This window comes from Vibrio sp. SALL6, from assembly GCF_002002385.1.
Classification (GTDB): domain Bacteria; phylum Pseudomonadota; class Gammaproteobacteria; order Enterobacterales; family Vibrionaceae; genus Vibrio; species Vibrio parahaemolyticus.
Window position 1 is genome coordinate 20203 of sequence record NZ_MQVK01000011.1, and the last position, 13245, is coordinate 33447.

A 13245-nucleotide genomic window follows, 5' to 3' on the forward strand; every position below is an offset into this window, starting at 1 on the left:
TTGTAAAATCGTAACGAACTTCAGCTCAACTTCTTGCCGATGACTCGGTGAGCTGATTACCTATTTCTCATATTGCATATTAATTTCATGACACAAGTCCATGGACAAAGATAAGTTTACTAACATCTATCGCTTGCCTGGTTCGATTCAAATTCGAATCGGTAAATGGCAAAAAACGTTCCGCGGCACCTCTGATTTGGTTTTACATCAGGCGCTAATGGAGCGTAATAAACAGTTTAAAAAACCAGACTTTCTACCTAAAGGCTGGTGTGTTACTCCTATTGACGAAAACGACATCACCATTACGCACCACGGTAAGTACATCCAAACAGTCATGCGTACCATGTTAGATAGAAAGGTATCGTATAAGCGGCTGTTCATGTCGCGTATGAATGCAGAAGATGGTGAAAAGGCACTTCGAAAATACAAATTGGAGTGGGTTCAAAAACACAATCAGATTGCGAAAAAATACAACCAAATCAAGAAAAAGCAGTACATGAATTTTGCAAGGGAAGAAGAAGAAACACTCTACCCTTCCATTCCAAAAGGCGAGTTCGATAAAACGCTGTGGAACAAATTGGTTATATCCACTTTTGGTCCAGAGAAAAAATACAAAAATCCTCACTTTGTACGCAAAGCAGACATCTAATTAAACACCCCTAAATTTAGGGGTGTTTATCTACACGTTAATACAATAAAAATGCAAGACTGATATTCAACTCAAGTAAACTCGAGATACTTGAGTTCTCGTTTTTGACCTATGGCGTTGAAGGATTGAAATGACGCCATAGCGGTTAATTTAATGACGAGCGTCAGCGCCAAATTCTACTTCTTTATAGATATCGGCCAGCGACTTCTTACCTTGTTTGTCTTTGGCTGAACGCTTTTTCTTTGCATGATAGTGATATTCTTGCTCCTGAAGTGCTTCTTCATGCTCTTTCGCTGACTGCACAAACTCAGGGTTCGCAAGTGCTTGTTGGCGTAAGCGGTTTACTCTCTCAAGGGTTTCCCACAACATACTTCACCTCCAAACTAAATACTGTATATAAAAACAGTATTATTTATAATTTCCTCCTAGTCAATATTCGTGCTCCTTCGTTTACGGGGATTACATCAGCCCTAAGCCTGTGTAGTGCTCAGGATATTTATGGATGATTTGTTTTAGATAACTTTGATGCTCACGCAGCGCGTTGACACATTCTCTGGACAACAATCCTTGATACACCCATTTCTCCAACTCAAGCAAGGCGTAAGGTATCGACCAAGCTTGGCGATATGGGTGGTGAGTCGTAAGCACATCGAATGCGTTAGCCACCGCAACGATTTGCGCTGCAATTGGGATCGCCTCTTTCTTCAAACCGTACGGATAACCAGAACCATTAAGGTTTTCGTATTGGTACGTAATCATCTGCAAAAACAGCGTCACGCTTGGGTGAACTGGATTACCAATACGCGCCACTATATCGTCTGCAGATTCGATACACTGCTCGATATGTTGAAGAAGAATCGCCTCCTGCTCTCTCGTGTAACGTGTTCTACTACAGGCTATTTCTATCGGCAGTTGAATATCGCTCAATGCATGAAACTGCGCAAACGTACCAATATGCTCAACCGTTTCGTCATTGAAATGATGATGATCCGCGAGTTGTGTGGCGATTAACTGGCTGTAATATTTCATCCGTTTAGTATGGGCATAATATTCTGGCGAATAACTCGGCATCATACCCTGCATTCGATCGGCAAGCGTTTCGATGGCATGGACGACATGATCCTCAGACTCAACAGCAAATTGAACCATCTCAAAATAAGGCTTAAGTCCATTCAATGCTTCAAGCTTAAAAGCTTGGGGCTGGACAGAATTTAAAAAGACAAACCCGGTAAAGGCTTTGTTGTCATAGCAAGGAATCGCGACTGATGACTGATAGCCTTCTTTAAGCAGGGTTTGTATGCGGGAACAATGATTGATGTCGTGAAGATCATCGACAATACGTGGTATTGCATTTTCAGCGGAGATAGTAAGGTTGTGGAGCTTTCTAAACGGCGCCTCATGATGAGCCAAGCACCAAGTATCAAATTCACTTTCGGCGAAAGATTTGAGCATGTCTTGATGAGGATGATATTTCGCAAACGACACCCTATCGATACACGGCAAATGTGCCTGCATTCTATTCTTCAACGTTTGCAGTTGCTCATTAAGCGGTTTAGCAAACGGGTAAAAACTCCGGTGCGCCATACTTCACCTCCACACCCAAGTAGAGAAACCAGAAGAAAAAGCTCCTTTCTGTCAGAAATTTTGATGATCTTAGAGCGGCTTTTCCCCACTTAAATAATTGATATACCACAATCTAAGTGTACGAAATAAAAACAGTTTTCCGCCAATTTTTTCACCGAATATCTTACGGTAATTTGATCCAGATTAAAAAAGCCAACAGGTTTCCCTATTGGCTTTTCGCGTTCAATTTAAACAGTGGAACTAACCTAGAGCAGGTAATACACCTAAAGTAATTAGCACTTGCGCTAAAACGATGCCCGTACCCGCTATACCAGTGACGACTAGCGCTCCTTGCCCACCAGCGACACGGTATTCACCAGAGAAATCATCGGAACGACGAACCTTGATCACCATGACAAGAGGAAGGAAAATCGCAAGAATAGCCAATGCAATCGCCGCGTAACCCAGCGCCATAATGAAGCCTTGCGGGTAGAAAAGCGCAAAACCAAGTGGCGGAGTAAACGTAATCACCGCAGCTAACAAGCGATTTGGTTTCTCACTTTTGCCTTTGATCGTATCACCTAAAAATTCGAACAAACCTAAGCTCACACCTAAAAACGAGGTGAGAAGTGCAAGGTCGGCAAATACACCTACAATGCTGCTCAAGTTGGATTTGTGAACAGTTTGAGATAATTGACCAATAAGTGCACTCAAGCCACCGTTTTCAATAAGCGCATCTTGGCTTACTACGCCTAAGGTAACGATTTGCCAGAAAATGTAGATAACTAAAGGAATCGTCGAACCAACAATAACCGCTTTGCGCAAAGATGACGTATCGCCATCTAAGTAGTTTACGATTGCAGGAATACTGCCGTGGAAACCAAACGATGTGAAAATCACTGGAATCGCCGCAACAATAAGTCCCTGTTCGATAGGCATGCTTAGCAAGTATGACTCGGTAACGTTTGGCGCTAAAAATGACAGTACCGCAACCATTGCGACTAGCTTTAACGCAAACAACACACGGTTTACTTTATCAACTGTTCCTGTACCAATAGTCACCACTAAAGTAACGATCAGAGTGAAAATCACTGTCGCTGTCGGACCAGAAATGTCTAACTCAAACCACTGAGATAAGCGGTCACCAAATTGGGCACCGCCACCAGCGATGTATGCCGCACACAATGAGTAGAACAAAAATAGCATCGCAAAACTGGCAACCCACTTACCCTTTTGACCAAGGATTTGTTTCGCCAAGGTATGAAGTGTTGCACTACTTTCAGCATATTGGTGAAGTTCAAGCATCAGTAACGCAGTAAAGGCCATCAATGCCCACAAACTCAACATGATGATCAGTGATGTAGTAAAACCAATGCCAGCGGAGGCAAGAGGAAGAGCTAGCATACCAGCCCCAATTGTAGTACCAGCAATAATTAAGGTACTACCAAACACTTTAGAACGACTCATTGTATATTTATCTTTACATCTTATTGGCGGTTATCAGCATCAGATCGGGCAACGGCGCACCAAAACTGACACCATATTTGTAATAAGCATGATATTGTAGGATCTTTGAGAGAAGATCAAGCAAAGTGTAAGGATAAAAAACCACAGCCGTAAAACTATGTTTACACAAAACAATCTAAGCGCTTATTTCTATCAATAAGCGAGCGCATTCTTCAGAATTCATAAACTTGGGAACGGGGTAATTCCAATGTGCCTCTTTCAGAATCAGGTCAACCAAGTCTTCGATATCATCTTGTTTTATGGCTGTGGTACATTTTTCGATACCAATAGCATCGTACAAGGATTCAATCTGTTCCAAGAAATGCTCAGCACTTGGTTTGTCTTTCGTATTGATATTGGTCTTCTCGGCAAGCGTTCTTAGCTCATCTTCAATTTCAGGCAAAGAGAACTTTAAGACGGGTAGCAACGCTAACCCATTTGCCATGCCATGTGGCAAACCATACCTTGCCCCTAAGTTGTGCGCAAAAGCATGCACGTACCCTAGACTTGCCTTCGTAAAAGCTAACCCTGCGTAGTAAGACGCCATGGCCATTTTGTATCGAGCTTCAATATCTCCCCCCTGAGCCACTGCTTTGGGTAAATAACGAAATATCAATTTGATTGCAGCGACTGAATACGCTTGAGTTTCTGGTGTCGCATTGCGCGAGATGTAGGCTTCTACCGCATGAGTTAACGCATCAATCCCTGTGTCAGCAGTGATTTTGGCTGGCAAACCGATAAGCAAGTCGGGATCGAGCGCGGCCATAATCGGCACCAGTTTCGGGTCCATCAAGGGCGTTTTTAAATGCGTATTTGGGTCTGAAACCACTGCCGCGATCGTCACTTCAGAACCTGTGCCAGAAGTGGTTGGAATAACAAACAGAGGCGCTGGGGTTCGCCATACTTTGAAAAGTCCTGAGAGCTTTTTGATTGAGCGCTTGTTACTTACTCTTGCAGCAATCACTTTTGCACAGTCAATGGCAGATCCGCCACCTAACGCCAAAATGGCTTCCGATTGAGAGGCGTTGTAAACACGTAATCCATCTTCCACTTGATCGTAAGTTGGGTCTGGTTTTACTTCAGAAAACACGCCCACCTGTAAACCCAACCCCTGCGTTTGCTCCAAGACTTTACCTACCATACCGATTCGAACTAATCCCTCATCGGTCACTAGCAACAAACGTCGAAAACCTAGATCAGATATCGCCTCCAACAACTCAGATACGGCTCCCGAACCAGAAAACAGCGTCGGCCGTGGAAGTGGCAGCACATGCGCGGCGATTTTTAGCCCTTTGGTGTAACTGCGATACAAACAATGTTTCAACATACAAATTCCTTTTGAGTTGGAGCAATTAGTCTAGTAGTTTTTTCAGGCAACTCTTCTTTGCGGCTTCACAAATTCGCAATCGAGTCGTTTACCTTTTCTTCCTTTAACTCATTGAGCTAATTAAGAAACAAAATGGGGATATTTTCTTTCCTACAGTGACCACCACAATAGGTATTCCATCTGCACCGTCCTTACGAATTACATTGAGAGTGGCAGCAAAACGTGCACCGTCACTTTGAGGCCGAAAACCCTAAAGTCGTCTCTCCCCCTTTGTGTGCTGATGTTTTAGTCAAAAGTAGAAATAAGAATACGTTGCATCATGATTTATTGTCGTTTTCAAAGAAGTCAACCAAAGCAACAAGAATCTTTTAAAACCAATACTCAGCTCAAAGAACTGACGGTAAACAGTGAGCTTCGAGTGATATTCTTATGTAACTAGGATTATTATCTACGCCATAATTAAAATTACGTCCAAATAGCCCACCTTTAAGGGTTCTTTTCGCTGTCGCGCCCTTTCTCTAAATATCAGGCCATGATGTCGGTTTGCGTGGGCTTAAAAACATGTCGGTATAAATAATGAAGCATTCTTCCTCTCCCGATGCTATTGCGGGTTTTGAAGTCGATCTAAAACAAGCGCTCATCTGGGTCGCCCGTGCACTCGACTATGTAGGTGTCGATGACACTCACCACAGTCACCGCGTCGCATACATCGCCTACCAATGTGCTCTAGCCTTAAATTGGGATTTAAAGAAAGCAGAGTTTTGTTACTTTGCAGGCATGATTCACGATTGTGGCGTCTCTGAAACGCAAGAACATAAAATGCTGTTGGACGAGCTCATCCCTCAAGATGCCAAAGCACACTGTCTGCGCGGCTACCAAACGCTCAAACAATGTCGCCTTTTAAGTCAATTTGCCGTTCCAGTGCTTTATCACCACACCCATTGGGATGAGCTGCAACATCTCGACCTGCCTGAATTCGAAAAAGACGTTGCGGCCCTACTCTACCTTTCTGATCGACTAGACTTCATGCGTGCGCGCTATGTAATGAACTGCCACTGTGACATTGTCACTTTGCATGAGGAGTTGATTGCAGAATGTGTATTGGCGAATGCTGGCACCTTATTTAATCCCGTTATGTGCAAAGCCATGGTTAAGCTCATCATGACCGACGGATTTTGGTTCGCGATGGAATCAGAAAACATCGAAACCATTGGTCTAAATTTTAAGAGCATTGATTGGTTACAAAAACAGCTAACCATTTGGGACATGAACAGCCTTGGATTATTTCTGGCGCGCATTGTCGATGCGAAAAGCCCATTTACTTATCAACACTCGCAAAAAGTTGCTGAGTTGTCGCGCTATTTGGCGGGCAAATTAGGACTCGATGAACACGACCAAGAAATGCTGTTTATTGCCGGTTTGGTTCACGACATAGGTAAGCTAAAGACGCCGGATGAAATTCTACATAAGGAAGGCGCGCTCAGTAAGCAGGAATACACGAGAATCAAACGACATACGATAGATACTCAACTTGCGCTGCATAAGGTGTTCCCAAACGCCAAAATCGCAGAATGGGCTTCAAATCACCATGAACGCTTGGACGGCTCTGGCTACCCTTACCATAAAACAGCAGAAGAACTCGACATCCCTTCTCGCATTATTGCCGTTGCCGATGTGTTTCAGGCACTATCGCAAGATCGCCCTTATCGAGGACGAATGAGCCAAACACAAATTGCTGAGATCATGGATGACCTAATTGAGCAGAATAAACTCTGCGCTCACGTCTATGAGGTGTTAGAGCAGAATATGACGGCTTGCTACAACATGTCTATTTGCCATTAAAAGCCGATTTTCAGACATTAAAAAGGGCGCATCACGCGCCCTTTTTAGTATTTAGTGCCTAGATGTTAACTCGCGATATCCAGAAGGTTATCTCTCACACCATTAATTCTGAACCAGCCTGCGATACTGAAACGCTCCGCGTTAGTCGGCAGCACTTCATGAGGAAACTGTTCAGATAAGAACACCAGTAGACGCCCCCCACGAGGCGGTATTGTTGCGATTTCTTTGTCATTGAGGTCATAGACGACCAGTTCGCCCGCGTCCTCTTCACTCCAAGATTCATTCATGTAGAACACCGTGGTTAAGCGACGGTTTTCGTTCCCTTTAAAGCAATCAAGGTGTTTTTGGTAAAAATCGCCTTTTTCGTACTTTGCAAAGTGTGCTTCATACTCAAACAAACCCAAGAAAAAATGGCGGTTAACCTCTTGTCGAATTTCTTCCATTTTGCTCAAATAATTCGCGATTGGCTGGCCCATAGCTGGTTTTAACCATTGAATTTTGTCACTACGAATTGATTCAATTCGGGTCACATCATCATTTCGACCAATGCGTGCTTTCTTCCAATTATCCGGTATGCAATCACGTAATTGGGTTACTTCGTCTTCAGAAAGAAAGTCATCCCAAATGTAGTAACCATCCGTTGCTAACGCATCGATCAGCTTGTTCATTTATTTTATTCACTCGTGTGGATTGGGCGGTTTATATAAAAAATTCAATCCAATGCAACAAATGCAACTTTTTGTCGAAACGACAAATTCTGAATCAGTAAATAAAATTGAAAGAAAAGCACACAAAAAACCGCTCTCTTGAGCGGCTAAATTAATAAGTTATCGGGCACCATAGACCACGGTTGGTTGATGCATCGGCCTGATTCGCTGGATAGTTCGGCGTTGTTTGTTCTTTAGTTGGATGTGACACAGTTCCAGCACCAAACCAAACGCCATCGCAAAGTACACATACCCTTTATTGATATGGATTGCGAAGCCTTCGGCCATCAGCAAGCCACCCAGCAATACTAGGAACAGTAGCGCTAAGGTTTTGAAACCAGGGTAACGGGTAACTAGGTTATTGATCTTCTCAGCAGTCATAACCATGACCAATGCAGAAGCAATAATTGCAGCAACCATAAGCGGTACGTCACTTGTTAAACCGACTGCAGTGATGACAGAATCCATCGAGAATACCGCATCAACCGCAACGATTTGTAACAAAACCACCGCCAATCCCGTGCGCACATGGGTAGAGTGATTGGTTTCATTGTGAGTTAACCAGCTCCAAAGCTCTTTTAAGCTTTTCGCTAACAAAAACGCACCACCCAAGATCATTATCATATCTCGACCTGTCACTGCATGGTTTGCAACGCTAAATAGTGGTTGTGTAAGTTGCATGATCCATGTGATAGAAAACACCAATCCAATACGCGCGAACACCGCAAGACCAATACCTAGGTTTCGTGCGAGCTTTCTCTGGTGGGATGGCAATCTTTCACATAACACGGAAATAAAAACGACGTTATCTACGCCTAAAACAACTTCGAGAGCAAATAAGGTGGCAAATATCACCCATGCTTCGGGCTGCATGAAAAGTTCTAACATGAGTATGCCTCCTGAGAATGGAAGCGATACGGAGAAGGGTTCAGTCGACTAAAGGGGTCGTCCATTAATTATTTATACCTCTGTTACTTAGGGATCTAGAGTTAAGCACCTCTTGGTTTGCAACACAATACTCTTTTCAACACAAAAACTAGTGTCTTTATTTGTGCTCTAAAGGATTCTTTCCATCTCACCCCTCCTCTGTTTATCACTCGGAAAAGTTTATAGTGTAGGCTTAAGGAGCATCCCCGTTCGGAACGCTTCTATATCAAGCGTATTCAGACATTCGGCAAGTAAAACGACAAGTCCGCCAAGCATCTTTTATCAAATAAAGCCAACAATGGACCTTAAGCTATTCCATTGAGCTCAAAGAAAAAGATGCTATTTTTACTCAGTGAACAATAGTAAAAATTTGTTTCATGCTGATATACTGGCAGAAATCGCAAGAAATCATCGCTCTCATGGATTATATCGCTCTATCGCGCATTAGCTTAAAACACCTCACCGTCCTTCACATGTTGCTGACAACTCACAGTGTCACTCAGGCGGCCGAGCGACTTTGTGTGACGCCTTCTAGTGTCAGTAAAACGCTAAGCCAGTTGCGTGAAACGCTCAAAGATGATCTTTTCTATCGTGATGGTACGCGTTTGGTGCCCACACCATTTGCGTTGAATATTGGCCCGTCCATTCACGGTATTCTGTCTAGTATGAACGGCCTATTGCACCAAGGTTCATTCAACCCCGCTTATTATCAAGGTACGTTTTCTCTGTCGATGAGAGGCAGTTCTTTTGAGCTGTTTGCTCCCGTGTTAACGCGCATTTCTCAACAGTTGGGGAACAATGCTCACTTAAGCGTCCATGCAAAAGAAGAGATGAGTTTTGATTCACTAGTGAGAGGACAAGTCGACTTTTTGTTGCTGCCGCATGACATCAGCCAGCCGCCAACTCAAAATAAAGACTTGGTTTGGCAAACAATCTTGAAAGATGAAATGGTGTGTTTAATGGGCGAATCAAACCCGTTAGCTAAAGCGCCCCTGTCGATTGAAGGTTATCTTTGTGCTCGCCACATCGGGATTCACGATAAAGATCTTTCTCAGCCTTACTTCGAGCAAAACCTCACTCAGCAGCATTCAAAACGTAATATGGCGATGCGTGTGGCAGATTTCGGTTCGGCAGCCGTCATGTGCCATCATTCCGATTATCTATTTACGTGTTCAAAACTTTGGGCGGGAGTCGCGCATCAAGCGAAAGGTTTAGTGCAGCGCTCTTTACCGTTTGATTACGGGCAAGTGGCTTACAGCTTGGTGTGGAACAAAGCGAGTCTCAATGATCCTGCTCTGAGATGGCTGCAACAACAGTTGCTTGATGCTTGTATAGAGCTCGAAGGCTGAGGTGTGTAAAGATAAGAGGCAGCTCTAAACGAATACGGAAGGAACAGCGATAGGACGATCAACAAACTTTCCAAGCTGTTCCTTTAGTTGCTCTATCTCTTCTTTTGAACACTTGTCCCAGCTACGTGCCTCTCCCACCACGCCATGATGTTGAAAGGCATTGAGGCGAACGTGTACCGAGCTTGGTAGCGCATTAAGATACCGCCCTACCGATTCGATTTCCGTATCTAAGTCACTTTTACCGGGAATATGCAGAAGACGTACTTCGTGCAGCTTTTGTTGTTCTGCAAGAAACTCAATCGTCTGAAAAACTCGGTGATGTTCTCGGCCAGTTAACCAACGATGTGTGTCGGTTTGCCACGCTTTTAAATCAATCATTGCGCCATCCATAAAAGGTAAGACACGCAACCATCCCGAGACTGACAATGAACCATTGCTGTCGATGAAACAAGTGAGGTGCTGTAGTTCAGGATCCTGCTTGATCCCTTTAAACAGCTCAATAATGAAAGGAAGTTGTAAGGTAGATTCCCCACCGGATACCGTCACACCGCTAATAAAAAAGCGTTGTTTTCGTATCAAATCGAGCATTGTCGGCACAGAGTAGTCAGTAATTTTTGGATTAGATTGGTTCTGACATATCTCTATACAATGATCGCAGTGGGTGCACTCCTCTTTAAGCCAAACAACGTTGTTGCTTTCGTCGAACTTCAATGCGCCTGCCGGACACTCTGCAACACAATCACCACAGTGATTACAATGGTTGATAGTGTGAGGGTTGTGACAGTTCAAACACTGATAGTTACAACCTTGTAGAAAGATGACTAGACGATTTCCTGGCCCATCAACACAAGAGAAAGGAAGGATACGAGTTACTTTCGCCAAAAGGCTTTCACTTCGTCTAGACATCTTGTTCTTTCCGTCACTAGTTACTTGTAGACTGGTGACATTTCTTGGCTCACCACTCGTGGTGAACGCTCTAAAATTCCTGTGTTTTTCGCCGCTTCAGCGCCCAAAAACGTCGTATTAGTACGGGAACCTTCCGCATAGTATTTCGCGATATCAGATAACTTCACCATATAACCGGTCACTCGAACTAAATCATTCGATGCGACGTTTGCGGTGAACTCTCGATACCCCGCGTTCAACGCGCCCTTGCATAAATTGAACATGGCTTCTGGGTTTGACTTCACCGTTTCATCAATCGTTAGAATATCGCTGATACCCGCTCGATAATATTGATGATGCGCCGCAGTTGCTTGTACATAAGTAACAGGGTCTGGCTCGCTACCGTAAGGCAGGCGCACACCTGGCGTTACATCCAGATCGAGACTGATACCACCTTGAGCATGCAACAACGCTTTGCCCTCTAAGCCATATCTCACAGGCGTAGAATCAACCAATGTCGCTAGTGTCGCTGAAATCTCGTGGCCTAATGCATTTGCACGTTCATCTTGTCCGTAGCGGGAGGTTTGCCCTTCTTTTTCAAGAAGTAAGTTGACCGCTTCAGCCATGCCATAAATGCCGTACATTGGCGCAAAGCGTGACTCTTCAATCAAGCCTTCTTGGGTTAAGAAGCCTTGGAAGAACTGTGATTGTTCATGCAAGTGCGCGCTTCTTGCGTCCATCAACTCCGTCATTAGTTGATGATACGTCGGTAATACATTACTGAAAAAATCGTCGCGACTTGCTGCACGTTTCGCCACTTCTTTTAGATTCATGCGTACAAGCGTGTTTGAACCACCAGCTAGCGGGAGTGAGTTGTAGCAACTGACGATACCAAACTGCGCTCCGTCATAAGCATTTGCGTGAATTGGGTAATTCGCAATATGAGGCTTGCTACACTCACAAATGTTTGTCGTCGCCTGACGTAACAAATCATCTGGTGTGATCGATTCGTCGTACATAAACGTGAGATTTGGTGCAATTTGCTTGAGCTCTGCGTCCACACGCAAAATAGTGCGACAGATAATGTTGTCTGTCGGCCCGATATTCACGTGCATGAAGGCATCCGGCAACGTGCGATCCAACATGAGCCAGAAATGTCGAAGTTTTTTGTAAATCTGCGCTTCAGTTTGGTCGCCTACATAAGGCATCAGGACGTCGTCTAACTGCCCTAAATACACCGGAATATTGGTAACAGACGGCACATGATGATAGATGATGGTAAGCATATTTAGCGCATCATCAAAATCTTCTGCAGATGACAACTCCAAATACTCAGAGCCTTGAGATAAAAACTTAGCATAGTCAGGTAAAACGTAACGCGGTTTAAAAGGCGCATGACCTTCAAACATGTCACAGATTACGCCATCGCTCATCGCTTCACGAAGTGCTTCAGAAATGGGCATGTATGGAATACATGCTTCGGCTTCTAAAGCGAGGAAGTTAGACTTCTGTTTCGGAGACAAACGGCCGTCAGTTGCGATATTGAGAAAACGCTGTTGGAGTTCAGATAGGCTTGTCATCAAGGATGTTCCTGCAAAAAAGACCACGACATCTGGATCTGGGTAGGTACAGACCATTACCGCTAAAGGGCTAGAGTGAATTTTACGCCTAGTTAAGCCTTGCCACTAATGAAAAAAAACAAACCGTTAATTTCCATATTGGAAATAAGCTATCCCTAAATTAGGGGTTACATCACAATCTAGCTGCGATTCGCCGTAGATAGCATCACACCAGCACTGATAAACACTCCACCCGTTAAGCGATTGAACAACTTAGCTCGTCCTGCTTCAAATAACCAATTGGATGTTTTCACCCCTAATAAGGCGTAAAAGGTTAACCAGCTCAATTCGAATACTACGAAAGTACCCGCGAAAATCGCATATTGGGTCAGCAGCGAAGCGGTTGGGTCAATGAATTGTGGGAATAGTGCCGTAAAGAAAATAATGGCTTTCGGATTACTGGAACCAACGATAAAACCACTGGTATAGGCGCTGACGTAGCTGGTTGACACCTGTGCAGAGTCGGACTTCGAAAAATCGGTTTGTTTTGATCGAAATGCTTGAATGCCTAACCAAATCAAGTATGCCGCACCACACCATTTGATGATGTTAAACACGAACTCAGAAGACGCAATCACAACGCCTAAACCGGTAAAAGAAAGGGTAAGAATGATGGTAATCGCACTTAAACTGCCTAGAGCCGTCGTCAGTGCGAGACGGAAGCCGCTGCTGACGCCTTTACTTAAGCAAAGTAGAGAACTTGGCCCAGGAGAGGCTGTGAGAACGAGTATCGCGAGAGTGTAGTAAATCCAAGTATCGAGTTGCATTGGCGCTCCTTTCCAATCATGGTTTGATGCCACATATTAAGCCTTAAGCTAAGTGATGTAGCATCGACGCTTCTATCCTTGAAACGTATTTTTGAGGCAAATAC

Annotated in this window: 12 protein-coding genes; 3 read left to right on the top strand and 9 right to left on the bottom strand. The window is 44.0% G+C overall.

All coding sequences use genetic code 11. From position 1 onward, the window contains the following. Positions 1-100: 100 nt before the first annotated feature. Positions 101-649, top strand: coding sequence for a hypothetical protein (locus tag BIW15_RS07080; RefSeq protein WP_015296689.1), 549 nt, complete (start codon positions 101-103; stop codon positions 647-649). A 150-nt stretch (positions 650-799) separates the two neighbouring features. On the opposite strand, the gene BIW15_RS07085 is transcribed toward BIW15_RS07080, so the two are convergent. The 4 genes from BIW15_RS07085 to BIW15_RS07100 all read right to left on the bottom strand — a co-directional run bounded on the left by BIW15_RS07085 (position 800) and on the right by BIW15_RS07100 (position 5045). Then, on the bottom strand, positions 800-1018 hold the full coding sequence (locus tag BIW15_RS07085; protein ID WP_005455055.1) for a hypothetical protein: 219 nt from the start codon (positions 1016-1018) through the stop codon (positions 800-802). A gap of 90 nt (positions 1019-1108) precedes the next feature. Further along, on the bottom strand, positions 1109-2233 hold the full coding sequence (locus BIW15_RS07090; protein WP_047123187.1) for an HD-GYP domain-containing protein: 1125 nt from the start codon (positions 2231-2233) through the stop codon (positions 1109-1111). A 240-nt stretch (positions 2234-2473) separates the two neighbouring features. Then, positions 2474-3679, bottom strand: a complete 1206-nt coding sequence (locus BIW15_RS07095; RefSeq protein WP_005455065.1) for an aromatic amino acid transport family protein — start codon at positions 3677-3679, stop codon at positions 2474-2476. A gap of 175 nt (positions 3680-3854) precedes the next feature. After that, positions 3855-5045: an iron-containing alcohol dehydrogenase gene (locus BIW15_RS07100; protein ID WP_077280731.1), complete on the bottom strand. Its 1191-nt coding sequence runs from the start codon at positions 5043-5045 to the stop codon at positions 3855-3857. 576 nt (positions 5046-5621) lie between these two features. On the opposite strand from BIW15_RS07100, the gene BIW15_RS07105 reads away from it, so the two are divergent. Continuing rightward, the gene (locus BIW15_RS07105) at positions 5622-6887 is read left to right on the top strand and encodes an HD-GYP domain-containing protein (protein WP_015296685.1); all 1266 of its coding nucleotides are present in this window, start codon (positions 5622-5624) and stop codon (positions 6885-6887) included. A 65-nt stretch (positions 6888-6952) separates the two neighbouring features. On the opposite strand, the gene BIW15_RS07110 is transcribed toward BIW15_RS07105, so the two are convergent. Together BIW15_RS07110 and BIW15_RS07115 are read right to left on the bottom strand one after the other, a co-directional pair. Next, on the bottom strand, positions 6953-7555 hold the full coding sequence (locus BIW15_RS07110) for a 2OG-Fe(II) oxygenase (RefSeq protein ID WP_005454888.1): 603 nt from the start codon (positions 7553-7555) through the stop codon (positions 6953-6955). A 159-nt stretch (positions 7556-7714) separates the two neighbouring features. After that, positions 7715-8482: a TerC family protein gene (locus tag BIW15_RS07115; protein ID WP_077280732.1), complete on the bottom strand. Its 768-nt coding sequence runs from the start codon at positions 8480-8482 to the stop codon at positions 7715-7717. 458 nt (positions 8483-8940) lie between these two features. On the opposite strand from BIW15_RS07115, the gene BIW15_RS07120 reads away from it, so the two are divergent. After that, a complete protein-coding gene (locus BIW15_RS07120) occupies positions 8941-9870 on the top strand; it encodes a LysR family transcriptional regulator (RefSeq protein ID WP_021486644.1) in 930 nt (309 codons plus the stop codon). Positions 9871-9894: 24 nt separating this feature from the next. Here the strand turns inward: BIW15_RS07120 and BIW15_RS07125 are convergent, their stop codons facing one another. The 3 genes from BIW15_RS07125 to BIW15_RS07135 all read right to left on the bottom strand — a co-directional run bounded on the left by BIW15_RS07125 (position 9895) and on the right by BIW15_RS07135 (position 13141). Continuing rightward, a complete protein-coding gene (locus BIW15_RS07125; protein WP_029804348.1) occupies positions 9895-10776 on the bottom strand; it encodes a YjjW family glycine radical enzyme activase in 882 nt (293 codons plus the stop codon). 20 nt (positions 10777-10796) lie between these two features. Beyond that, positions 10797-12335 (bottom strand): YjjI family glycine radical enzyme, encoded by a 1539-nt coding sequence (locus BIW15_RS07130; protein WP_218673956.1) that lies wholly within the window; start codon positions 12333-12335, stop codon positions 10797-10799. A gap of 179 nt (positions 12336-12514) precedes the next feature. After that, a complete protein-coding gene (locus BIW15_RS07135; protein WP_179115243.1) occupies positions 12515-13141 on the bottom strand; it encodes a LysE family translocator in 627 nt (208 codons plus the stop codon). Positions 13142-13245: the final 104 nt, after the last annotated feature.